The organism is Micromonospora sp. DT201, assembly GCF_049841575.1.
In the GTDB taxonomy this organism is placed as follows: Bacteria; Actinomycetota; Actinomycetes; order Mycobacteriales; family Micromonosporaceae; genus Micromonospora.
Genome location: NZ_JBNCKP010000018.1, coordinates 150,318 through 173,423, shown reverse-complemented (window position 1 = coordinate 173,423; position 23,106 = coordinate 150,318). Strand labels below are relative to the sequence as shown.

Genomic DNA, 23,106 nt, shown 5'->3' with positions numbered 1-23,106 from the left:
CCTCCGGGTTGCGGTGACAGGCTCAGACCACGGCGCAAGTCCGACTTTTCCGAAATAGCTTGACGCCGTCCTGTCTGAGTGTAACTCTATGAGTACGCAGCGTTATCGCGACGACGGTCCGAGAACGTGCGAGGGAACCAAACCGGGGGGATGCACGGGGCGGGCGGGACGTGGGCGGGAAAGTCCGTCCACCCCCGACCGCCCCGTGCGCTGTCTGCGGACCGTCCCCCGGATGCCCGTGGTCGGCGCGCGTAAGGTGGAGGATCGGCGCAGACATCGTTCGACAGGAGCTTTCATGACCAGCACCCTCCCGGCGTCCGCCAGCGGTAAACCGACCGAGGCCCGGCCGAGCACACTCGCCGAAGGCGACTTCAAGGTTGCGGATCTGTCGCTCGCCGAGTTTGGGCGTAAGGAGATCCAGCTCGCTGAGCACGAGATGCCCGGCCTGATGGCGATCCGCCGGGAGTTCGCCGAGGCGCAGCCACTCGCCGGCGCGCGGATCACCGGCTCCCTGCACATGACCATCCAGACCGCCGTCCTGATCGAGACGCTGGTCGCGCTCGGAGCGCAGGTGCGCTGGGCGTCCTGCAACATCTTCTCCACCCAGGACCACGCGGCCGCGGCGATCGTCGTCGGCCCGAACGGCACCCCCGACGCCCCCGCCGGCGTCCCGGTGTACGCCTGGAAGGGCGAGAGCCTTCCGGAATACTGGTGGTGCACCGAGCAGGTGCTGGCCTGGCCGGACGGTCAGGGCCCGAACATGATCCTCGATGACGGTGGCGACGCCACCTTGCTGGTCCACAAGGGTGCCGAGTTCGAGCGGGCCGGGGCGGTCCCGCCGGTCGAGTCCGCCGACTCCGAGGAGTACGGGGTCATCCTCGAACTGCTGCACCGCTCGCTTGCCGAGGACGGCCAGCGCTGGACCCGGATCTCCGCCGGCATCAAGGGCGTGACCGAGGAGACCACCACGGGCGTGCACCGGCTCTACGAGATGCACCGCGCGGGCACCCTGCTCTTCCCGGCCATCAACGTCAACGACTCGGTGACCAAGAGCAAGTTCGACAACAAGTACGGCTGCCGGCACTCGCTCATCGACGGCATCAACCGAGCCACCGACGTGCTGATCGGCGGCAAGATGGCCGTCGTGATGGGCTACGGCGACGTGGGCAAGGGTTGCGCCGAGTCGCTGCGTGGCCAGGGCGCGCGGGTCGTCGTGACCGAGGTGGACCCGATCTGCGCGTTGCAGGCCGCGATGGACGGCTATCAGGTCGCCACGCTGGACGACGTCGTCGAGCAGGCGGACATCTTCATCACCGCCACCGGTTGCTTCGACGTCATCACGAACGAGCACATGGCCCGGATGAAGCACCAGGCCATCGTCGGCAACATCGGCCACTTCGACAACGAGATCGACATGGCCGGTCTGGCCAAGCGTTCCGACGTCGAGCGGGTCAACATCAAGCCGCAGGTCGACCTGTGGCGCTTCGCCGACGGCCATGCCATCATCGTGCTTTCCGAGGGCCGCCTGCTGAACCTGGGCAACGCGACCGGGCACCCGAGCTTCGTGATGTCGAACTCGTTCGCCAACCAGACGATCGCCCAGATCGAGTTGTTCACCAAGACCGAGGAGTACCCGGTCGGCGTCTACGTGCTGCCCAAGCACCTGGACGAGAAGGTGGCCCGGCTGCACCTGGGCGCGCTCGGCGCCAAGCTGAGCACGCTGACCAAGGAGCAGGCCTCGTACCTGGGTGTCTCCACCGAGGGTCCGTTCAAGCCGGATCACTACCGCTACTGATCCACGGCTTTTCAGACCGGGTCGGCTGTTCGCAGCCGGCCCGGTTCGTCGTCTCCGCCTTCTCTGTTGGCGGGTTCAGCCGGCTTCGCCGTCGGTCGGTTCAGCCGGCTTCGCCGCCGGTCGATTCAGCCGGCTTCGCCGTCGGCCGGTTCAGCCGGCTTGGCCGTCGGTCGATTCAGCCGGAACGTGGGCCGCGGCGGGTGGGGCGGATCCACGTCCAGACGCACCAGGCCAGCCAGCCGAGCGACACGGCGGTGGCCAACGCCCGCTGGCGCAGCGCGCTGAGCAGCAGCACCACGGCCAGCACCGTCAGCCACGGCAAGAATCCCTTCACGGCGGGGATCCTTCCACAGCCGGACGATGGCGGTCGGTCGCCGGCCAGGCCCTGGCCCCCGTGCGCGTGAGCTTGTCGTGAACGACTTGACGAGGCCCCCGAGCAAGGAGCAAGGTATGCCTGCCCTAAGTTAGCTGAGGCGTACCTAACGAACTCGGAGCCCGGATGTTCGCCACCTACCTGATCGGTCTGCGGGAAGGCCTGGAAGCCACCCTGGTGGTCAGCATCCTCGTCGCCTTCCTGGTGAAGTCGCAGCGCCGGGACCGGCTGCCGCAGGTCTGGGCGGGCGTCGGCCTGGCCGTGGCGCTCTCGGTGCTCTTCGGCTGGCTGATCGAGTACACGTCGACCTCGCTGCTGTCCCGTTCCGAGGACCGGGAGTTGTTCGAGGCGATCACCTCCGTCGCCGCCGTGGTCTTTGTGACCTGGATGATCTTCTGGATGCGCCGGGCCGCCCGGAGCATCGCCGGTGACTTGCGGGGCAAGCTCACCGAGGCGCTGGCCGTCGGGTCGCTCGCGGTCGCCGGCATGGCCTTCCTCGCGGTGGTCCGCGAGGGCCTGGAGACCGCGCTGATCTTCTACTCGGCCGCCCAGGGCGCGGCCGGCGACAGCGGGCCGCTGATCGCGTTGATCGGCGGCATCGTCACCGCGGTGGTGCTCGGCGCGCTGCTCTACGCCAGCGCCCTGCGGATCAACCTCTCCAAGTTCTTCACCTGGACCGGCGCGCTGCTGATCCTGGTCGCCGCCGGCATCCTCAAGTACGGCGTCCACGACTTCCAGGAGGCCGGTGTCCTGCCCGGTCTGAACAACCTGGCCTTCGACATCACAGGCGCGCTCGACCCGACCACCTGGTACGCCGCCCTGCTCGCCGGCATGTTCAACGTGACTCCCGCGCCCACCGTGCTGGAAACGATCGCCTGGGTCGCGTACGCCGTGCCGGTCCTCCTGCTCTTCCTGCGACCGGCCCGGCGTAAGCCGGCACCCGCGCCGGAGTCCACCGCAACCACCACCGTCATCGAGCGCGGGGCCGACACCGGCACCGAGGCCGAGGCCGAGGCGGCTTCCACGCCGCAGCGTGCCTGACCCCACGAGGAGAGACAGCTCAGATGCGTACCACCCGATTCTTTGCGCTGGCCGCCGTCGGTGTGCTGGCGACGGCCGGTGTGACCGCCTGCTCCGACGCCGACAAGGGCGACCCGGCCGCGGCCGGCGGCCCGATCGCGGTCAAGGCGACGGACACCGCCTGTGAGGTCGGCACCACCGACCTGGGTGCCGGTACCGCCACCTTCAAGATCACCAATTCCGGTGCGAAGGTGACCGAGTTCTACGTGTACGCCGACGGCGACCGCGTGATGGGCGAGGTCGAGAACATCGCCCCCGGGCTGAGCCGTGAGCTGCACGTGGAGTTGCCGTCCGGCACGTACGAGACGGCCTGCAAGCCCGGGATGAGCGGCAAGGGCATCCGGGGTGCGCTCAAGGTCAGCGGGTCGGCGCAGCCGCTCACCGCCGACGCCGCGCTGGGTGGTGCCACCGAGAACTACCAGCGTTACGTCAAGAGCCAGACCGGCGCGCTGCTGGACAAGACCGAGGAGTTCGTTGCCGCGGTCAAGGCCGGCGACGTGGCGAAGTCCAAGGCGCTCTACCCGGTCGCCCGCACCTACTGGGAGCGGATCGAGCCGGTGGCCGAGATCTTCGGCGACCTCGACCCCAAGATTGATGGCCGCGAGGAGGTCATCGAGGAGGGGATGGAGTTCACCGGCTTCCACCGGATCGAGAAGGACCTCTGGCAGTCCGGCGACATCAGCAAGGACGGCCCGATCGCCGACCGCCTGCTGGTGGACGTCAAGGAGATCGTGGCCAAGGCCAACGCCGAGAAGCTCTCCCCGCTCCAGCTCGCCAACGGTGCCAAGGAACTCCTCGACGAGGTGGCCAGCGGCAAGATCACTGGCGAGGAGGACCGCTACTCGCACACCGACCTGTGGGACTTCGCCGCCAACCTCGAAGGTTCCAAGGCAGCCGTGTCGGCCCTCCGTCCGGCGTTGGAGCAGCGCTCGCCGGAGCTGGTCAAGCAGCTGGACACCGAGTTCGCCAACGTCGAGGTGCTGCTCGGCAAGCACCGCGACGGCGACGGGTGGAAGCTGCACACCGCGTTGAACAAGACCGAGCTCAAGGAGCTCTCCGACGGCATCAACGCGCTCGCCGAGCCGATCAGCAAGGTCGCCGCGGCCGTCGCAAAGTGACCGGATGGCAGAAAGAGTTGATTCGATGAGCGGGAGCAGGTTGACCCGGCGGCGGGCGATCACACTCGCCGGCGCCGGGGTGGCCGGGGTCGCCGGGGTGGCGGCCGGCGCGGGGGCGTTGCTGAACGGCTCCCGTGGCCCGGCCGCGGCGAGTGACCACCCGGCCGGGGCGGTGCCGTTCCACGGTGAGCACCAGGCCGGCATCGTCACCCCGGCGCAGGACCGGCTGCACTTCGTCGCCTTCGACGTGATCACCAAGGACCGGGCACGGCTGGCCGAACTGCTCGAAGAGTGGACGGCCGCCGCCGCGCGGATGACCGCCGGGCGGGACGCCGGGCTGCTCGGCGCGGTCGGCGGAATGCCGGAGGCGCCACCGGACGACACCGGTGAGGCGCTCGGCCTGCCCCCGTCGCAGCTCACCCTGACGATCGGCTTCGGGCCGACGTTGTTCCGCGACGCCGACGGCCGGGACCGCTTCGGCATCGCCGACCGGCGGCCCACCGCCCTCGCCGAGCTGCCGAAGTTCCCCGGTGACGCACTGCAGCCGCAGTTGTCCGGCGGGGACCTCTGCGTGCAGGCATGCGCGAATGATCCGCAGGTCGCGGTCCACGCGATCCGCAACCTGGCCCGGCTCGGCATGGGCGTGGTGAGCGTCCGCTGGTCGCAGCTCGGCTTCGGCCGTACCTCGTCGACCTCCCGCGATCAGGCCACTGCGCGCAACCTCTTCGGGTTCAAGGACGGCACGGCCAACCTCAAAGCCGAGGACACCGAGCTGCTGCGCGACCAGTTGTGGGTGCAGCCGGGCGACGGGCCGGACTGGATGACGGGCGGCTCGTACCTGGTCACCCGCAAGATCCGGATGCTCGTGGAGACCTGGGACCGGACTTCGCTGGCCGAGCAGGAGGAGATCGTCGGCCGGGCAAAGGGCAGCGGTGCCCCACTTGGTCGGACCAACGAGTTCGACGAGCCGGACTTCTCGGCGCGCGGCACGGACGACAAGCCGGTGATCGCCGAGCACGCCCACGTGACGCTGGCCCACCCGAGCCGAAACAACGGCGCACAGCTGCTACGCCGGGGCTACAACTTTGTCGATGGCTCGGACGGCCTCGGTCGGCTCGACGCGGGCCTCTTCTTCATCGCCTACCAGCGCGATCCGCGCCGCCAGTTCGTGCCGATCCAGACCCAGTTGGCTCGTCACGACGTGATGAACGAGTATTTGCGTCATGTTTCCAGTGGCGTGTTCGCCTGCCCACCCGGCGTACGCGACGGTGGGGACCACTGGGGGCGGGCACTGTTCAGCTGATGTACGTCCGGTTGGCGACAGCGGGATAGGTCCAGGCTGCGGTGGCGCCGGGCGGCGCTGGAGGGGATCATGTGCGTTACCGGCGGGACGCCGGTCCCACCGAACTGAATGAGGATGCAATATTAATCCCATGAGAGCCCGCGTACTGGTGGTCGACGACGACCCCGCGCTCGCCGAGATGCTTGGCATCGTGCTGCGCAGCGAAGGCTTCCAACCGTCGTTTGTGGCGGACGGCGAGCGAGCGTTGGCCGCCTTTCGTGACAGCCGTCCCGATATCGTGCTGCTCGACCTGATGCTTCCTGGTATGAGCGGTATCGACGTCGCCCGGTCGATCCGGGCGGAGTCCGGCGTGCCCATCGTCATGCTGACCGCCAAGAGCGACACCGTGGACGTCGTGCTCGGCCTGGAGTCCGGTGCCGACGACTACGTGGTCAAGCCGTTCAAGCCCAAGGAGCTGGTCGCCCGGATGCGGGCCCGGCTGCGCCGAGGCGAGGACGTGGCCCCCGAGATGCTGACCATCGGGCCGCCCGACAACCAGATCACCATCGACGTGCCCGCGCACACCGTCAGCCGCAACGACGAGGAGGTGAAGCTGACTCCGCTGGAGTTCGACCTGCTGGTCGCCCTCGCCCGCAAGCCACGTCAGGTCTTCACCCGCGAGGTGCTGCTGGAGCAGGTCTGGGGCTACCGGCACGCGGCCGACACCCGTCTGGTCAACGTGCACGTCCAGCGGTTGCGGGCCAAGATCGAGCCGGACCCGGAGCGACCGGAAATCATCCTCACCGTGCGGGGCGTGGGCTACAAGGCGGGGACCGGATAGCCTGGTCGCACTGTGTCGACCTCGCCGCCCCCACACTCCCCGAGCACGGCTGCCCGCCGGTTCAGCGCCGGCGGGGAGCTCTGGCGTGCGGTAAGCGGCCGGGTCGCCCGCGTGGTGGCCCGGGTGCACCAGACCTGGCGTCGCTCACTGCAGGTCCGGGTCGTGACCATCACGCTGGTCGCGTCCAGCCTGCTGGTCGGCGGTTTCGCGTTCCTGATCGCTGACAAGATCACCACGATCCTGCTCGACAACGCCCGCAGCGACGTCCGGCAGCGGTTGACCGGCGGTGCCAGCTACACGGCCAAGCAGGTCTCCCTCTACGGCCAGGCGCAGGAGGCGCAGCTCCAGGAAACCATCGACGACACGGTCAACTACCTGGCCGGCGGCGACCCCCAGCAGACCAGCGGGGTGGTGGTGGCGATCACGGCCGCCGGTTATCCCAACGACATCCAGACGCGCACCGCACCTTCCGTGAACGTCCGGCCGCTGATCAGCCCGGAGCTGCGGGCCGCGATCGCCGACGGCAAGGTGGCCAGCCAGATCCGCACCGGGCGGCTCACCGGTGAACCCACCAAATATTTGATCTACGGCTCGCCGGTGCCCACCCGCTTCGGCCAGATCGAGCTCTACTACCTGGTGCCGTTGACCCGGCAGGACGACACCGCCGCCGACGCCCGGGCCACCGTGGTGGCCACCGGAGTCGCCCTGGTGATCCTGCTCGGGTTGCTCGCGGCGCTGGTCACCCGGCTGGTGGTCAACCCGGTCCGGGTCGCCGCACGGACCGCCCAGCGACTCTCCGCCGGCCTGCTCGACCAGCGGATGGTGGTCAACGGCGAGGACGACCTCGCCCTGCTCGCCGCCTCGTTCAACCAGATGGCCACCAACCTGCAACGGCAGATCCTGCGCCTGGAGGAGATGTCCCGACTGCAGCGGCGCTTCACCTCCGACGTCTCGCACGAGTTGCGTACCCCGCTGACCACGGTCCGGATGGCCGCTGACCTGATCTTCGCCGAGCGTGACGAGTTCGACCCGGCGGTGGCTCGCAGCGCCGAGCTGCTCCAGGCCGAGTTGGACCGGTTCGAGGAGTTGCTCACCGACCTGTTGGAGATCAGCCGGTTCGACGCGGGCTTCGCCATGCTGGATTCTGAGCCGACCGACCTGGTGCCGGTGGTGCACCGGGTGGTCGAAAGGTTGGCCGGCCTGGCCGAGCGGGTCGGCGTGCCGATCGAGCTCGACCTGCCGGGCACGCCGGTGATCGCAGAGGTCGACCCGCGCCGGGTCGAGCGGGTGTTGCGCAACCTGGTGGGCAACGCCGTCGAACACGGCGAGGCCCGCCCGGTGCTGATCACCCTCGGTCTGGACGAGACCGCCGTGGCGATCACTGTCCGCGACCGCGGTGTGGGGCTCAAAGTGGGCGAGGAGAAGCTGGTGTTCAACCGGTTCTGGCGGGCCGACCCGTCCCGGGCCCGGCAGACCGGGGGCACCGGGCTGGGCCTGTCGATCAGCCTTGAGGACGCCCGGCTGCACGGTGGTTGGCTGGAGGCGTGGGGTGCTCCCGGGCAGGGCGCGCAGTTCCGGCTCACGTTGCCGGCCCGTGCCGGTGACCGACTGACCACCTCGCCGCTGCGACTGGTGCCGGCCGACGCCGCACTGCCGTTCGGCGGCCCCCGCGACAGTGGTCCGCTGGCCATCGGGCCCGGCACCGGCGGGGCATTGGCGATCGACCCGGCTCCGACCGGGGACGGACAGCGGGCGGAGGTGCGCTCGTGAGACGACAGACCCTGCTCGGGGCGTTCGGCGTGGTGGTGCTGCTCGGCGCAGGTTGCGGCATCCCGGCAGCGTCCGACGTGCGAGTGGACGGTAAGGGCGGGGCCGCGACGGAGGCCGGCATCGTCAACGGTGGGGGCAATGAGCCGCCGACGCGGACGGCCAGCGGCAGCGTCAACGAGGCCTTCGTTCGCAACTTCCTGTCCGCCGCCGCCGGTGAGCCGGATCGGGCGTACGAGCGGGTCAAGGCGTTCATCGCGCCTGAGCACAAGCACCGCCTGCAGGAAAAGAAGGGCAGCGAGGTCGCGCCGAACGTGGTCCGGCTGCGCGAGGCTGTCTACACCCTCAACAGCGACTCGACCACCACGGTGAAGATCACCGTGCAGCAGATCGGTGTGCTGCGGGCCAACGGCACCCTGGCGCCGCCGGTAGCGACCGACACCGAGTACGAGTTCGGGCTGCGCAGCGCGGCGCTCAACGGCGGCGTCAACGATGAGCGTGCCGGGATGTACATCATCGATCCACCGAACGTGCTGTTGCTCAGCGACGTCGCCCTTCGCGAGTATTACCAGGCCGAGTCGATCTACTTCTGGAGTTCTGACCGCACCCGCCTCGTGCCCGACCAGCGCTACCGGCCACTGGTGGTGCCGGAAGAGCGCCGGGTCAACGAGGTGGTGAAGTGGCTGGTCGGCGGCCCCTCCGACTGGTTGCGCCCGGGTGTCGTCGGGCTGCCCGACCGCACCGAGCTGATCAACAACGCCACCGGCGGAAACGGCCGGTGGGAGGTCAACCTGGACATGTCCGGTGACGACCAGGTCGGGATCGACCAGCTGATCAAACAGATCGCCTGGTCGCTGGGCGAGCTGCCGGGCGCGCTGGAGTTGAAGATCCGCAACAACGCGCTGCCCGTGCAGGACCTGAACGAGCGACGAGCCTCCTACGATCTCTACCCGGACGCCGTGAGCCCGCAGCGGTTCGGCGTGTACGAGGGCGCCATCCACCCGCTCGACTTCGGCAGCGAACTCAGCGGCGCGGTGCCGTTGACACCCGAGGCCAATCGCAACATCATTTCCGCCGATCTGGCGCTGGCCAAGGAGAATCGCGTCCTCGCCGCGCTGGTGGTCACCAGCGGCAGCAATGGCCGGCGCCGACTCGCGGTGGGCACGGGCACAGCGCCGGTCTCCGTCATCAGCCGCAGCGGTTCCGAATACTCCTCGATGAGCCGACCGGTGTGGCTGCGTACGGTCGACGCACGCCCTGGCCGCGGTCTGGTCGTGGCCGACGGGCAGCTCTACCGGTTCGATGATGCGGCTCGGATGTACCCGGTGCCACTCAACCTGCCCGCCGACGTCACCGCGGTGGCCGCCGCGCTGGACGGCCAGCGGGTCGCGCTGATCGCCGGTGGCCGGCTCTACGTCGCGGCGGTCAACCAGGATGGCGGAGGCGTCTCCATCGGCCCGCCCCGGCAACTGGTCACCTCGCTGACCGGCCTCACGGCGGTCGACTGGAGCAGTGAGGACCAGCTGGTGGTGGCGGGGTCCGCCGGCCAGCCGGCGATCTACGAGATCAGCGTCGACGGCGCGTTGGAGACGCCGCTGAGGACAGACCTCGGTGCCAAGGTCGATCACCTGACGGCGTACCCGACCAATCGCAACGTGCGGGTGCCCAGCGGGACCTACATGTACGAGGCGAACGGGGTGGCGTACCGCAGCAGCCCGTTCGAACGGATCGAGCCTGGCCGAGTGCGGGGCATCGCAGCGGTCCCGGCGGGCGTCCGCCCGAGCAACCCGTCGGCACCGTTCTTCCTCTACTGACGTCGTGACCGGGCTCTGGGCGGACCTCGCCGACCTGGTCCTGCCCGCTGACTGCGCGGGTTGTCGGGAGCGCCGGCCCCGCCTGCGGCACGGGGTCTGCCCCGCCTGCGCCGAGACACTGGGCGCGCTGCGCCCACGGTCGGTCCGCCCCACCCCCGCCCCGCCGGGCCTGCCGTCCTGCGTCGCACTCGGCCCGTACGCCGGGCCGCTGCGTGAGGCCCTGCTGGCGTACAAGGAACACGGCCGGCACGGTCTGGCCCGCCCACTCGGCGCTCTGCTCGCCGAGGTCGTCGCTGCGGCGGTCGGTGTGGCTCGTCCCCTGGCGCTGGTTCCGGTCCCAGACACTGCGGCGGCCGCACGGTCTCGTTACGGGGACCACCTGGACCGGCTGGCCCGGCACTGCGCCGCCCGGCTCAACCGGGCCGGCTGGGCGGCGCGGGTGCACCGTCCGCTTCGTGCGCTGCCCCGGCCCGACTCGGTCACCCTGGACAGCGCCGGGCGGGCGGCGGCGGCCGAGGCTGCTTTCCGGCCGCGCTCCACCGCGCCGAGTTGGGGTCGTGCCGCGGGCGCGGCGCCGGTCGTGGTGCTGCTGGACGACATCGTCACCACCGGCGTCACCCTGGCCGCCGCGACCAGGGTGCTGACCGCGACCGGATGGGCACCGAGTGTCGCCGCGGTGCTCGCGGCGACCGAGAAAAGACACCTCTTGTAACCGTCCGTGTTTCCGTTTCACCCATTGGTGTATGAGCTGCGAAAAATCAGGGGCGGTCTCGGCAACATGGGGTGACTGCCAGCCGAACAAGCGTTAGCGTTTCGTTGTCGGGGGTAGGAGGTCGTTCCACCCGCCTCCGGCGGTGAGAGGAGGCGTAGCCGTACCAGCCGGTCGACGCCAGCGGGTCTCCCCACGGCGCGCGACCGGGTTACCGGATCGAAGACCGTCCGAACAAGGGAGGTCACGTGGACATCGTGGTCAAGGGCCGAAACGTCGAAGTGCCGGACCATTACCGGGTGCACGTAGCCGAGAAACTCGCAAAGATCGAACGTTACGATCACAAACTCATCCGAGTCGATGTCGAGCTGTTTCACGAGCGCAATCCGCGCCAGGCCGACCACTGCCAGCGGGTGGAAATCACCTGCGTTTCCCGGGGCCCGGTGATGCGGGCCGAGGCCTGCACGAACGACTTCTACAGTGCGCTCGATGCGGCCATCGCGAAGCTCGACACCCGCCTGCGCCGTGCGGCCGACCGCCGCCGCGTACACCGCGGTCGGCACGCGCCGATCTCCGTCGCCGAGGCGACCGCGGGCCTGCCCGTCACGGACCTAGTGGCCACCCAGTTGGGTGCGCCGGCCGACGGTGCCCGGGCCGGCACCGCCGTCGCGGAACGGGTCGAGGAGGAGTACGACGATCAGCAGCCGTGGCACATCGCTCGGGAGAAGGTGCACCCGGCGGAGCCGATGACAATCGACGACGCGCTGTTCGAGATGGAGCTGGTCGGCCACGACTTCTACCTGTTCCAGGACAAAGAGTCCGGCCGCCCGAGCGTCATCTACCGCCGCCACGCGTACGACTACGGCATCATCTCCCTCGCCACCTGACCGGTAGCCACCCGCGTCGATCACGGAGTTGTGGTGGGGGAACGAACCCGCCACAACTCCGTGATCTGTCAGCGGAGTTCGGCTGGTAGCAGCGCGAAGGTCAGGTCGTCCAGGCGGGCGTTCGCCAGGCCGGGCAAACGGCCGCGCTGCAGGGCCTCGCGCTGGAAGCCGACCCGCTCCAACACCCGGTGCGAGGCGGTGTTCGCCGGCACGGTGCCGGCGGTCAACCGGGCGATACCGGCCGGCCCGAACGCCCAACCGGCGAGCAGCCGGACCGCGCGGGTGGCGTAGCCCCGGCCCCGCCAGCTCGGCAGCAGCGCGTAACCGATCGAGCCCTCGCCGCCGCTCACATCGGTGTACGACAACCCGCAACTGCCCGCCGGCTCGCCGGTAACCACATCGATGATCAGCAACCGGGCGATCTCGCCAGTCAGCCAGGCGCTCTCCGCCAGCCGGCAGCGCCGCTCGATCGCCTCCCGCGTCGGCGGCACCGGCGGCGCCTGGTTCGCCACCACCTCCGGCCGGCTGTGCAACTGGTACATCACATCCGCGTCGTCCGGCGCGAGCCGGCGCAGGGTCACCACCTGATCGGTGAGCACCCCGGCGGGCAGGTCGGGCAGCAGTCGCGCGACCGGGCCGGGCGGATCCTCGGCGAGGCGTACCCAGGCCAGCAGGTCGTGCCGTCCGCCGCCCCGATGCTGGCCGGCGGACCGGCGCAGGCCCTCGTACCGGAATCCGGCGGCCAGTGCGACCCGCTGGCTGGCCCCGTTCTCCGGCTCGGCAAGCAACTCCAACCGGCGCGTCCCGGTGGCGAACGCGTGCTCGCTCAGCGCGCGGGTGGCCGCGGTGGCCACCCCGCGCCCGCGCGCCGCCGGCCGCACCCAGTAGCCGATCTCGGCCTGGCTCCGCGCGGGCACCGGATAGCTCAGCCCCACCCCGCCGAGCAGTCGGTCGGTGGCCGGGTCCGCGACGGCGTACGCCGCGCCGCCGCCGGTCCAGACCGCCGGTGCGCCGGCGTCGATCCACCAGCGGGCCTCGACCTCGGTGTACGGCGACGGCATGCTCGACACGAACCGCTGACTGAGCGGGTCCGCACAGCCGTCGACCACGTCGGCCGTGTCGCTGGCGCGAAACGGCCGAAGCCGCACCCCGTGCGCCTCGATGACCTGCCCGAGGCTCATCCCAGGTCCTTCGCGAGCAGCGCGGCCACCCACACGTCGACCCGCTCGCCCCGGTGCTGCACCCCGTCTCGGGCCGTCCCCTCGAACGTGAAGCCCGCCTTCTCCGCCACCCGGCGGGAGGCGGTGTTGCCCACGTTCGCCTTCCACTCGATCCGGGCCAGGCCCAGCGTGGTGCAGCCCCAGGCGCTGAGCGCGACCAGCGCGGCCGGCATGTACCCCCGGCCCCGGGCCGCCGGGGCGGTCATGAAGCCGACGTCGGCCAGCAGCGCGTCGGTGGGGGAGAGCCGCAGGTCGATCGTGCCCGCGTACCTGTCGTCCGGGTCGGCGATCACGAAGCAGGCGGCGTCCCCCCGGGCCCAGGCGTCCTGGCCGTAGACCTGGTACCCCTGCGCGTCGGCGCGCTCGTACGGGTCCGGCACGGTCGTCCAGCGAATGCTGTCCGGGTCCTGGCAGGTCTGCACCACGGCGTCCAGGTCCTGCTCCTCCATCGGCCGTATCCGCAGCTCACCGGCCCCGGCGGTGGCGAACAGGGTGGGCTGTGGGCGGCCGAAGACCGCGGCACGCCGGGCGGCGAGGGTGCCCGGACCGGCCGGCCCGGTCGACCCGGGCGTGGGCACCTCGCCGGGCAGCAGCGAGCCGATCCAGCCGTCCGCGTCGGACCGCGACGCCGGGATGGCCAGCCGCAGCCGGCCGTCGATCCGGAAACCGGCCCGGAGGGCGACCAACCGGGAGGCGTGGTTGCCCACCTCGGCCTGCCAGATCAGCCGGCACAGCCCGAGGGTGTCGAAGGACCAGCGGGCCACCGCCCGGGTGGCCCGGACCATCACGCCCCGGCCGCGCGCCCAGGGGGCCGTCCAGTAGCCGATCTCACCGGTGCCGGTGCCGTCGATGGAGATCAAACCGCATGAGCCGAGCAGATCGCCGGTCGCCGGGTCACACACCGCGAACGGCGCACCGGTGCCCTCCGCCCAGGCCGTCCCGCTCATCTCGGTGACGAAGCCGAGGGCGTGTTCGGGTCGGTATGGGCGCGGAACTCTGGTCCAGCGCTGAATGTCAGGGTCCTGGCACGCTCGGTGCACGGCGTCAGCGTCGGTGTCCCGCCAGGGCCGCAGCAGCACGCCGTCCTCGATGATCTCTACGGGCTCCACCCGTGCATCCTGCCGCAGCGTTCGCCGACGGCGTAACCGGATAACGTTCGGGGTGTGCGCAGGACGCGAGTTATGTCGGTTTCGGCGGGGTCGACCACCGCCACCAGTGACCATCGCGCCGATGGAGCGCTTACGATGGTTCGAGACTGTCTAGGGGAGCGTTGATCCGTGTCGATTCTGGAAAAGGTCCTTAATGCGGGCGAGGGCCGCATGGTGCGCCGGCTCAAGGCCATCGCCGCCGCCGTCACCTCGATCGAGGACGACTACGTCAACCTCACCGACGAGGAACTGGCCGGCATGACCGAGCAGTTCCGGGAGCGGCTCGACGAGGGGGAAACCCTCGACGACCTGCTGCCGGAGGCGTTCGCGGTGGCCCGCGAGGCGGCCGCCCGGGTGCTCGGCCAGCGCCCGTACGACGTCCAGGTGATGGGCGGCGCGGCGCTGCACTTCGGCAACATCGCCGAGATGAAGACCGGTGAGGGCAAGACGCTGACCTCGGTCATGGCCGTCTACCTCAACGCGCTGTCCGGCAAGGGCGTGCACGTGATCACGGTCAACGACTACCTCGCCCAGCGTGACGCGGCGTGGATGGGCCGGGTGCACGAGTTCCTCGGGCTGACCGTCGGCGTGGTGCTGCCCAACCGGCCGGCCACCGAGCACAAGGCCGCCTACGAGTGCGACATCACCTACGGCACCAACAACGAATTCGGCTTCGACTACCTGCGTGACAACATGGCCTGGTCGAAGGACGAGTTGGTCCAGCGCGGCCACAACTTCGCAGTTGTCGACGAGGTCGACTCCATCCTGATCGACGAAGCCCGTACCCCGCTGATCATCTCCGGCCCGGCGGAACACTCGGCCCGCTGGTACGGCGAGTTCGCCGGCGTGGTGGCCCGGCTCCAGCCCGGCACCGACGGCGAGGGCGACTACGAGGTCGACCACTCCAAGCGCACCATCGCGGTGACCGAGCGGGGTGTCGCCAAGGTCGAGGACCGGCTCGGCATCGACAACCTGTACGAGTCGGTGAACACCCCGCTGGTCGGCTACCTCAACAACGCCATCAAGGCCAAGGAGCTCTACAAGCGCGACAAGGACTACATCGTCAGCGACGGTGAGGTCCTGATCGTCGACGAGTTCACCGGTCGCATCCTGCACGGCCGTCGTTACAACGAGGGCATGCACCAGGCGATCGAGGCCAAGGAGGGGGTGGAGATCAAGCAGGAGAACCAGACCCTGGCCACCATCACCCTCCAGAACTACTTCCGCCTCTACGAGAAGCTGTCCGGGATGACCGGTACGGCGCAGACCGAGGCGAGCGAGTTCAACAAGGTCTACAAGGTCGGCGTCGTGACGATCCCGACCCACCGCCCGATGGTTCGCGAGGACCGGCCCGACGTCATCTACAAGACGGAGAAGGCCAAGTTCAACGCCGTCATCGAGGACATCGCCGAACGGCACCAGCTGGGTCAGCCGGTGCTGGTCGGCACCGTGTCGGTGGAAAACTCCGAGATCCTCTCCCAGCTGCTGCGCCGGCGCGGCATCCCGCACAACGTGCTGAACGCCAAGTTCCACGCACGGGAGGCCGAAATCGTCGCCCAGGCAGGGCGAAAGGGCGCTGTCACGGTGGCCACCAACATGGCCGGCCGCGGCACCGACATCCTGCTCGGTGGCAACGCCGAGTTCCTCGCCGCGAACGAGCTGCGCCAGCGCGGCCTCGACCCGCTGGAAAACGAGGAGGAGTACGCCAAGGCGATGGAGGATGTCCTTCCCACGTGGAAGCAGGCCTGCGACGCTGAGGCGGACGAGGTCTCTGCCGCCGGTGGTCTCTACGTGCTGGGCACCGAGCGGCACGAGTCCCGGCGCATCGACAACCAGCTGCGTGGTCGCGCCGGCCGGCAGGGCGACCCGGGCGAGTCCCGGTTCTACCTGTCCCTGCAGGACGAGCTGATGCGGCGCTTCCGGGCCGGGGCGGTCGAAGCGGTGATGGAGCGCTTCAACATCCCGGAGGACGTGCCCATCGAGTCGAAGATGGTCACCCGGCAGATCAAGAGCGCCCAGGCCCAGATCGAGGGCCAGAACGCCGAGATCCGCAAGAACGTGCTCAAGTACGACGAGGTGCTCAACAAGCAGCGCCAGGTCGTCTACGCCGAGCGGCTCCGGGTGCTCAACGGTGAAGACCTCTCCGACCAGGTCCGCAACATGATCGACGACACCGTCGAGGCGTACGTGCGGGGCGCCACCTCTGACGGTTACGGCGAGGACTGGGACCTTGAGCAGCTCTGGTCCAGCCTCAAGCAGCTCTACCCGGTTGCCGTGACCATCGAGGAGTTGGAGGAGGAAGCCGGTGGCTCCCGGGCCGGCATGGATGCCGACTTCCTCGTCGCTCGCCTCAAGGATGACGCGAACGCCGCGTACGACCGGCGCGAGGAGCAGGTCGGCACCGAGGGGGTGCGCCAACTCGAGCGGATGGTGCTGCTCCAGGTCATCGACCGTAAGTGGCGCGAGCACCTCTACGAGATGGACTACCTCCAGGAGGGCATCAACCTCCGGGCGTACGCCCAGCGCGACCCGGTGGTGGAATACCAGCGCGAGGGCTTCGACATGTTCGCCACCATGATGGATGGCATCAAGGAGGAGACGGTCGGTTTCCTCTACAACGTCGACGTCCAGGTGACCGAACCGGAGCCGGACGCAGAATCGGACGAGGTCAAGCTGCTCGACAAGCCGGTGGAGATCCGGGCCAAGGGCCTCGACCGTGCTCCGCAGCGGCAGGGCCTGCAATATTCCGCTCCCACCATCGACGGTGAGGCTAGCCCTGGGGCGGTCGCCGTCGAGCAGGCCGAGCAGCAGGCGCCGGCGCTCGGCGTGGGCCGACCGGCCCCGGGTGCCCCAGCGGCGCCGGGCCAGAGTGCGCCGTCCGCCCCGCAGCGGCCGGCCACCGGGCTACGCGGCCCGGCGGTTCCGTCGGCCGCCTCCCGACGGCCGGCACCCAACCAGACGGAGGCGAGTAACGGCCCGTCCCGCAACGCGCCGTGCCCGTGTGGCTCGGGCCGCAAGTACAAGCGCTGCCACGGTGCCCCCAACGGCGGCAACTGACCGACAGCACCTGACCAACGGGTCCCGGCCGATCCAGGCCGGGGCCCGTCGGCGTCTCCAGCCCTCGCGCGTCCGTCAGGCGTGCCCTGGCTGGGCCGTGCCCTGGCTGGGCCGTGCCTGGGCCGTGCCCTGGCTGGGGCGTGTTTGGCTCGGGGCCGCGTCCGGCTGAGGGCCGCTCCGGGTCGGGTTTGGTCAGAGCACCTGCAGGACGGTGCAGAGCCAGCGGCCCCGGCGGTGCTCCAAGCGGAGCGCCATCGCCCAGCTCTGACCGCCAGCGCCGGTGAGGACGGCGGCTGCCTCCACCGCGGCCTCCCGGGGCTCGCAGACCCGCAGGCGGAGCAGCCGAACCACAGGACGGCCGGCGCGGCGGCGAGGTGCCCCGGCCCGCCCGGAGGCGCGGGCCAGCTCGGTCAGGAGGTCACCTGCTCGGGCCGGGTCGAGCAGTGCCCGCACCTGAGCTGGCGAACGATAGCCGTTCACCACCTCCAGGCAGCTGCCGACGAACCGAAGGGCGGCTCGGGTGGCTTCCGGGGCGGTCGCCGGCGGTATCGGCGTGACCGGATGGCTGGTCGACCGGCTGGGCACCGGGCGGAGAGCGGCCCGGCGCTCCGGCGGCCGGACCGGGTCTGGCCGGGTCGAGGCGAACAGGTCGAGGGCGAGTTGACCGTGGGTCGGCGCAGGCCAGTACGGCCCGTCGGTCTCGTCAACGTAAGGCGGGTCGATGGGCGGCACGGGGCGCAGTCGCACGGCTGGCCGGGAAGGACCGGGTCGTGCCTCGCTCATCGGGACCCCCCTGATCTTGCGTTTACCTTCGTTTGCTTCCGATGAGCACAATTCTGGGCGATAGAACGGCCTCGGTCAATGGCCCTGTGGCGAAATGAGCCCCTTGCGCCACGTGATCCACTCCATTTCGCCGATGTTGCGCTATCCAAGCCGCCTGATACCCCCACTTCGGCGACATGGAGTGGATCACGCAGGGGGTTCCGCGATATGGGATGGATCATCCGCTGGGCTGGGGTGAGCTGTGGGCTGGCTACTCCGGGTCGCGGTCGACCAGCGGATTGCTCTGCACCCAGTCGGCGGTCTCGTCGTACTTGCGCGCTATGTACTCCTCCAGTCGCGCGCGCTCGACGCGCCACTGGCCGCGTCCACCGATCTTGATCGCTGGCAGTTCACCGCTGCGCACCATGTGGTAGACCTGCGAATCCGACACGTTCAGCTCGGCGGCGACGTCGGAGAGCAGCAGGAACCTCGGCTCCACAGGAACTCCCGGGGTTGGCGTCGTTTGGCTCAGTTTGCCACCGATAGCCCCGACCGCCCAGCACTCGGCCGGCCCGGCGGCATGCCGGCCGTCCGAGACACACCGGGTGGGAACTTTCGCCGGCCGGAGTCGGGGTGTATGACGGTCACGGCGTGCGGCATGATCTGCGCCCGTGCCGGCGGACGCCGGTGGAGGACGATGCGGGGGAGACGACCGGTGACCGACGAGCTTGTCCGGGTGTATGTGCCGGCGACCGTACCGATGCTGGCCCGGCTGCGTGAGGATGGCCTGGCCGCCGACCAGGCGCACGCGGTGACTCCGGCGCTGCGCGAGTGGTACGCCGAAGGCGACGAGGAGGAGTTGGAGTACGTCGCGTTCACCCGGGCTGCCCAGGACGCACTGAGTCTGCTCCGGGCCGACCCGACCGCTCCCCGCCGTCGCGTCGTCGTCTCGGCCGACCTGCCGGCGGGCGCGCTGGGGCGGGGCGACGGTGAGCTGGGTTCCAGCACGGTGACGTTGGCCGACGCCGTGCCGGTGGGCGCCGTTGCCGCTATCCACGTGGATGGCGCGGACGCGGTCGAGGAGGTCGCCGCGGCGGCCGAAGTGGTGGTCGAGGCGGCCGCTGGCGACCCCGATGCCCAATTCACCGTTGACGGCGCTGAGGACCACGAGCTGGAGTGGTACGACGTGACAGAGCTGGACCTGCTGCTACGTGCGGCCAGCTGACCCGGACGCCAGGACGCCAGCCGGAAGCGCTGGGACGCAGGCCGGCAGGGCGCCAGGACGTGAACGCCGGCAGGCAAGTGGTCCCGTCTACGTCAGCGGGCCGGGTCCGCCCTGGCCGGGTCGGTGTCGAACACCTCGGCCGGGTCCGGCTCGTCGTCCTCGGGGTCGACCCGGTCCGCGACGGTGTCCGAGTTGCCGGTCGCGTCGTCGTCGGTGTGGGCCGGGCTGAGCGTGCGGCCGAACGCGATCAGCGCGGTCAGCGCCCCCACGAAGAGCACCCAGATGCCGTTGTCCACCCGCGAGGTGCCCAGCGAGGTCTGCGCCACCGCGTCGGCCTCGCTGAGGGCGCTGGCCAGGTCGAGCAGCGACCGGCCACCGATCCGGATGATCACCTCGGCGAGCAGCAGGAGCAGCCCCGGCCCAGCGCCGGCGATCAGGTACGCCGGCCAGCGCAGCGGCGGGGCCTCGGGATCACGGCGAACGACCCGACGCCGTGCCCAGCTGAGGTAGCCGAAGGCGAGCAGCCCGGCCAGCACCCCGGCGACGAGCGATTCGGTGCGAGACACCCATTTGGCCGCGTCGACCAACGACTGTTGACTGTCGCCGGCCCCGAAGAGGTCGAACAGTGGATCCCGGGCGCGGCTGAACGCGACCACGAAGAGCAGCGTGCCGAGCGAGGCGGTCACCACCGCACCCACAGCAGGGGCGGTCCGGGCGCCGGCCACCGCGCCACCGATGATCGCCGCGGCGGCCGTGGTGCCGGCGATCACATTGGTGGTCGAGGTGTCGAAGTAGGTGAGGTTGATGGCCAGCGCGGCAGCCAGCCCGACCAGCATTCCGCCGCCGATCGCGCCGGCGAAGCGCAGGGTGGCTCCGTCGCCGTACCGGCGGGCCAGCAGGTTGCCGCCGGTCAGCGCGACGGCCGCCCCGCAGACCAGCGCGGCCGAGATCACGCCGGGCAGGGCGAAGGCGGAGAGGCTGATCGCGGTGACCCCGGCCGCCGCCGAGGTGATGGCCTCCCGGGTGGACCAGAGCATGGCGGTCAGCCACCCGAGCGTCAGCAGCGCGAGCACCGCCGCGCCGGGCGCGGGCAGCGGGCGGCTGCTGGGGCTGGCCGCGTCGGCCGCCGGCTCGTGCGACTCCGCGGCCGGGACGCGGCCGGGCTGCTTGGTCATCGTCTCCCCTTCGAGGCGGCAGGTCACCGACCATTCAGGGTACGCGGGCCACCGCGACCCCCACCGAACGAGCCACACCCCCTGAGTCGGGAGGGGCTAACGGTCGACCAGCAGTACCCAAGCGCCGTACCCCGGCGAAGCACAACGGGTCCACGGACCGCGACAAACGGCGGGGGCTGGGGCGACCGTCCCCGGCGGAGGGATCAAGCCTGACCGCCCGGAGCCGGGGACGGTCGACCAGCCCCACCCCGGCGGCCGGTAAGGAGAGAAACGTCGGCCGGTCCTTCGCATCCGGGTGGTGGTGGAGGCGAGGCCAGCACTGCCGCATGAAAGAATCGCAGGAGGTCCCGCCGCTGCTCGGCCCCCCGGGTGCAGCGTCCGGTGTCCGGCCGTCCGGTCGGTGCCCGCGGGTCCGGTTTCGCCACTGCTGTCGAGATCGCCAGGAGCCCTGATGGATGCCGTCTTCTCCGTTCCCGAGCCGCGCAACGAGCCGGTTCGCAACTACGAGCCGGGCAGCGGAGACCGGGACCGGCTCCAGCGGCGGCTGACCGAGCTCGCCGCCGAGCGCATCGACCTGCCGATGACCATCGGCGGTGAGCAGCGGATGGCCGCCGGTGACTCGATCAACGTGGTGCAGCCGCACCGGCACGCGCACGTGCTGGGCGTGACCGCGCACGCCACCCACGACGACGCGCGCGCCGCGATCAAGGCGGCCAAGGACGCCGCCCCGATGTGGCGGGCGCTGCCCTTCGAGGAGCGCGCCGCGATCTTCCTGCGCGCCGCCGAGCTGCTCGCCGGCCCTTGGCGCGACACCCTCAACGCCGCCACCATGCTCGGCCAGTCGAAGACCGCGATCCAGGCGGAGATCGACGCGGCGTGCGAGTTCATCGACTTCCTCCGGTTCAACGTGCACTTCGCCCGCCGCCTGCTCGAGGAGCAGCCGGCGTCCTCGCCCGGCGTCTGGAACCGCTTCGACCACCGCCCGTTGGAGGGCTTCGTCTACGCGGTCACCCCGTTCAACTTCACCGCCATCGCCGGCAACCTGCCGTCGGCGCCGGCCCTGCTGGGCAACACGGTGATCTGGAAGCCGGGCCCGACCCAGCAGTTCGCCGCGCACTTCACCATGCGGCTGTTCGAGGCCGCCGGCCTGCCGCCCGGCGTGATCAACATGGTCACCGGCCGGGGCGAGGAGGTCTCCGACGTCGTCCTCGCCGACCCGGACCTGGCCGGCATCCACTTCACCGGGTCGACCAAGGTCTTCCAGCAGCTGTGGCGGACGGTCGGCGACAACATCGCCCGTTACCGGGGCTACCCGCGCCTGGTCGGCGAGACCGGCGGCAAGGACTTCGTGGTCGCGCACACCAGCGCCGACGTGGACGCCCTGCACACCGCGCTGATCCGTGGCGCATTCGAGTACCAGGGCCAGAAGTGCTCGGCGGCCTCCCGGGCGTACGTGCCGCGCTCGATCTGGGAGGGTGGGCTGCGCGACCGGCTGGCCGCCACCACCGACTCGCTGACCTACGGCGACGTGGCCGACTTCAGCAACTTCGGCGGCGCGGTGATCGACGACAAGGCGTTCGCCCGGCACACCGCGGCGCTGGAGCTGATCGGCGGGGACGACAGCTGCCGGGTGCTCGCCGGTGGCACCGCCGACGACTCGGTCGGTTACTTCGTCCGGCCGACGCTCTTCGAGTGCGGCGACGCCGCCCACGAGACCTTCACCACCGAGTACTTCGGGCCGATCCTGGGCGTGCACGTGTTTGACGACGCCCGCTTCGACGAGGTGGTCGCGCAGGCTGAGTCGATCGCCCCGTACGCGCTGACCGGGTCGGTGTTCGCCACCGACCGCCGGGTGGTCGAGGCGGTCGGTGAGCGCATGCGGTACGCGGCCGGCAACTTCTACATCAATGACAAGCCGACCGGCGCGGTGGTGGGGCAGCAGCCCTTCGGCGGCGCCCGGGCCAGCGGCACCAACGACAAGGCCGGCTCCTGGCTGAACCTGGTCCGCTGGGTGTCGCCGCGCACGATCAAGGAGACCTTCGTGCCGCCGACCGACCACACGTACCCCCACATGGGCTGACCGGCGACGACCTGCCGGCGGCGCTCGTGGCGCCGCCGGCGGTCGGCCGAATGGTGTAATCCATCGATAGTCCTCAACGGACAGTCTGCCGCCGACAGTGCACTTAGGAAGTCCTGTTGGGTGGCAAACTGGCAAATCCTGGACGCCGGGTGCGCAAAGTGGCAGCGTAGTGGGCATGGCGGATTCCGGAGTCAACCCTACGGCGGCGGCCCTGCTCGGCCTCCTCCATGAGGGCCCGATGACAGGCGGTCAGTTGATGGCCGCCGCTGAGCGCCGTCTGGCGCCGTACTGGTCGATGACCCGCAGTCAGGTCTACCGCGAGTTGCCGGTGCTGGCCGAGCGGGGTTTCGTGCGGCTCGGTAAGCCCGGGCCGCGGATGAGCCAGCCGTACGCACTCACTGCCAGTGGGAAACGGACATTTTCCCGCTGGCTCGCGGAGAATCCGGGGCGGGACACCATTCGCAACCCGATAGCGCTACGGATGGCCTTCGGCAACCTGCACTCCGCCAGCCAGCTGAAGGGCCTGTACGCCTCGGCCAACGAGTACCACACCGAGGCCCTCGCCCAGGTCCGGGAGCAGGTAAAGAACGCCAAGCGCGACGGAGAGACGTACGACGCCAGCGCGCTGGAGTTCGCCGTCGCCTACCACAAGGCGGCTCTGACGTGGTTGAAATCCGCCCCCGTCGGGTGATGATCGGCGGGTTCACGCATACGGAACGAGCTGCTCGACCCACGGTGGCGCGGCGTCAATTTGGCGTCGGCCTGCGGGGCTC

General features: G+C 70.3%; 19 protein-coding genes. 13 read left to right on the top strand and 6 right to left on the bottom strand.

The genetic code is table 11. The features are described from left to right. Positions 1–295: 295 nt before the first annotated feature. Positions 296–1,795, top strand: coding sequence for an adenosylhomocysteinase (gene ahcY, locus ACLQ28_RS26015; RefSeq protein WP_425688891.1), 1,500 nt, complete (start codon positions 296–298; stop codon positions 1,793–1,795). Between the two features lie 175 nt (positions 1,796–1,970). Here ahcY and ACLQ28_RS26010 read toward each other — a convergent pair whose 3' ends face one another. Continuing rightward, positions 1,971–2,129, bottom strand: coding sequence for a hypothetical protein (locus ACLQ28_RS26010; protein ID WP_425688890.1), 159 nt, complete (start codon positions 2,127–2,129; stop codon positions 1,971–1,973). 165 nt (positions 2,130–2,294) lie between these two features. Here ACLQ28_RS26010 and efeU point away from each other — a divergent pair, with 165 nt between their 5' ends. The 8 genes from efeU to hpf all read left to right on the top strand — a co-directional run bounded on the left by efeU (position 2,295) and on the right by hpf (position 11,666). Next, a complete protein-coding gene (efeU, locus tag ACLQ28_RS26005) occupies positions 2,295–3,209 on the top strand; it encodes an iron uptake transporter permease EfeU (RefSeq protein WP_425688889.1) in 915 nt (304 codons plus the stop codon). 23 nt (positions 3,210–3,232) lie between these two features. After that, a complete protein-coding gene (efeO, locus tag ACLQ28_RS26000; protein ID WP_425688888.1) occupies positions 3,233–4,366 on the top strand; it encodes an iron uptake system protein EfeO in 1,134 nt (377 codons plus the stop codon). Positions 4,367–4,391: 25 nt separating this feature from the next. Further along, on the top strand, positions 4,392–5,669 hold the full coding sequence (gene efeB / locus ACLQ28_RS25995; RefSeq protein WP_425688887.1) for an iron uptake transporter deferrochelatase/peroxidase subunit: 1,278 nt from the start codon (positions 4,392–4,394) through the stop codon (positions 5,667–5,669). A 130-nt stretch (positions 5,670–5,799) separates the two neighbouring features. Beyond that, on the top strand, positions 5,800–6,489 hold the full coding sequence (mtrA, locus tag ACLQ28_RS25990; protein WP_110564421.1) for an MtrAB system response regulator MtrA: 690 nt from the start codon (positions 5,800–5,802) through the stop codon (positions 6,487–6,489). A gap of 12 nt (positions 6,490–6,501) precedes the next feature. Further along, positions 6,502–8,259 carry an MtrAB system histidine kinase MtrB gene (gene mtrB, locus ACLQ28_RS25985; RefSeq protein ID WP_425688886.1) on the top strand — a complete coding sequence of 586 codons (1,758 nt, stop codon included), beginning with the start codon at positions 6,502–6,504 and terminating at the stop codon, positions 8,257–8,259. Next, positions 8,256–10,070: an LpqB family beta-propeller domain-containing protein gene (locus ACLQ28_RS25980; protein WP_425688885.1), complete on the top strand. Its 1,815-nt coding sequence runs from the start codon at positions 8,256–8,258 to the stop codon at positions 10,068–10,070. Before mtrB ends, ACLQ28_RS25980 begins: the two co-directional genes overlap by 4 nt. Positions 10,071–10,074: 4 nt before the next feature. Continuing rightward, on the top strand, positions 10,075–10,782 hold the full coding sequence (locus tag ACLQ28_RS25975; protein WP_425688884.1) for a ComF family protein: 708 nt from the start codon (positions 10,075–10,077) through the stop codon (positions 10,780–10,782). Between the two features lie 245 nt (positions 10,783–11,027). Further along, complete coding sequence (hpf, locus tag ACLQ28_RS25970) at positions 11,028–11,666, top strand: ribosome hibernation-promoting factor, HPF/YfiA family (RefSeq protein WP_425688883.1); 639 nt, start codon at positions 11,028–11,030, stop codon at positions 11,664–11,666. A 68-nt stretch (positions 11,667–11,734) separates the two neighbouring features. On the opposite strand, the gene ACLQ28_RS25965 is transcribed toward hpf, so the two are convergent. After that, positions 11,735–12,847 (bottom strand): GNAT family N-acetyltransferase, encoded by a 1,113-nt coding sequence (locus ACLQ28_RS25965; RefSeq protein WP_425688882.1) that lies wholly within the window; start codon positions 12,845–12,847, stop codon positions 11,735–11,737. Continuing rightward, positions 12,844–13,995: a GNAT family N-acetyltransferase gene (locus ACLQ28_RS25960; RefSeq protein WP_425688881.1), complete on the bottom strand. Its 1,152-nt coding sequence runs from the start codon at positions 13,993–13,995 to the stop codon at positions 12,844–12,846. The genes ACLQ28_RS25965 and ACLQ28_RS25960 overlap by 4 nt, the downstream gene beginning before the upstream one ends. A 168-nt stretch (positions 13,996–14,163) precedes the next feature. Here ACLQ28_RS25960 and secA point away from each other — a divergent pair, with 168 nt between their 5' ends. Beyond that, on the top strand, positions 14,164–17,091 hold the full coding sequence (gene secA / locus ACLQ28_RS25955; RefSeq protein ID WP_425688880.1) for a preprotein translocase subunit SecA: 2,928 nt from the start codon (positions 14,164–14,166) through the stop codon (positions 17,089–17,091). A gap of 192 nt (positions 17,092–17,283) precedes the next feature. On the opposite strand, the gene ACLQ28_RS25950 is transcribed toward secA, so the two are convergent. Both ACLQ28_RS25950 and ACLQ28_RS25945 read right to left on the bottom strand, forming a co-directional pair. Further along, on the bottom strand, positions 17,284–17,874 hold the full coding sequence (locus tag ACLQ28_RS25950) for an Rv3235 family protein (RefSeq protein WP_425688879.1): 591 nt from the start codon (positions 17,872–17,874) through the stop codon (positions 17,284–17,286). Between the two features lie 250 nt (positions 17,875–18,124). Then, positions 18,125–18,352 (bottom strand): helix-turn-helix domain-containing protein, encoded by a 228-nt coding sequence (locus tag ACLQ28_RS25945; protein ID WP_030490852.1) that lies wholly within the window; start codon positions 18,350–18,352, stop codon positions 18,125–18,127. A 216-nt stretch (positions 18,353–18,568) separates the two neighbouring features. Between ACLQ28_RS25945 and ACLQ28_RS25940 the strand changes: the two genes are divergently transcribed. Then, a complete protein-coding gene (locus tag ACLQ28_RS25940; RefSeq protein WP_425688878.1) occupies positions 18,569–19,078 on the top strand; it encodes a DUF6912 family protein in 510 nt (169 codons plus the stop codon). Positions 19,079–19,170: 92 nt separating this feature from the next. Here the strand turns inward: ACLQ28_RS25940 and ACLQ28_RS25935 are convergent, their stop codons facing one another. Next, positions 19,171–20,253, bottom strand: a complete 1,083-nt coding sequence (locus ACLQ28_RS25935; RefSeq protein WP_425688877.1) for a hypothetical protein — start codon at positions 20,251–20,253, stop codon at positions 19,171–19,173. Positions 20,254–20,704: 451 nt separating this feature from the next. Between ACLQ28_RS25935 and pruA the strand changes: the two genes are divergently transcribed. Together pruA and ACLQ28_RS25925 are read left to right on the top strand one after the other, a co-directional pair. Then, positions 20,705–22,333 carry an L-glutamate gamma-semialdehyde dehydrogenase gene (pruA, locus tag ACLQ28_RS25930; protein ID WP_425688876.1) on the top strand — a complete coding sequence of 543 codons (1,629 nt, stop codon included), beginning with the start codon at positions 20,705–20,707 and terminating at the stop codon, positions 22,331–22,333. A 175-nt stretch (positions 22,334–22,508) separates the two neighbouring features. Beyond that, the gene (locus tag ACLQ28_RS25925; protein ID WP_425688875.1) at positions 22,509–23,024 is read left to right on the top strand and encodes a PadR family transcriptional regulator; all 516 of its coding nucleotides are present in this window, start codon (positions 22,509–22,511) and stop codon (positions 23,022–23,024) included. Positions 23,025–23,106 lie beyond the last annotated feature (82 nt).

Coding starts and splice junctions, on each gene's coding strand:
- mtrA (WP_110564421.1), top strand. CDS start 5,800: ATGAGAGCCCGCGTACTGGTGGTCGACGACGACCCCGCGCTCGCCGAG.
- efeO (WP_425688888.1), top strand. CDS start 3,233: ATGCGTACCACCCGATTCTTTGCGCTGGCCGCCGTCGGTGTGCTGGCG.
- ahcY (WP_425688891.1), top strand. CDS start 296: ATGACCAGCACCCTCCCGGCGTCCGCCAGCGGTAAACCGACCGAGGCC.
- efeB (WP_425688887.1), top strand. CDS start 4,392: ATGAGCGGGAGCAGGTTGACCCGGCGGCGGGCGATCACACTCGCCGGC.
- ACLQ28_RS25965 (WP_425688882.1), bottom strand. CDS start 12,847: ATGAGCCTCGGGCAGGTCATCGAGGCGCACGGGGTGCGGCTTCGGCCG.
- pruA (WP_425688876.1), top strand. CDS start 20,705: ATGGATGCCGTCTTCTCCGTTCCCGAGCCGCGCAACGAGCCGGTTCGC.
- ACLQ28_RS25925 (WP_425688875.1), top strand. CDS start 22,509: ATGGCGGATTCCGGAGTCAACCCTACGGCGGCGGCCCTGCTCGGCCTC.
- ACLQ28_RS25950 (WP_425688879.1), bottom strand. CDS start 17,874: ATGAGCGAGGCACGACCCGGTCCTTCCCGGCCAGCCGTGCGACTGCGC.
- efeU (WP_425688889.1), top strand. CDS start 2,295: ATGTTCGCCACCTACCTGATCGGTCTGCGGGAAGGCCTGGAAGCCACC.
- ACLQ28_RS25935 (WP_425688877.1), bottom strand. CDS start 20,253: ATGACCAAGCAGCCCGGCCGCGTCCCGGCCGCGGAGTCGCACGAGCCG.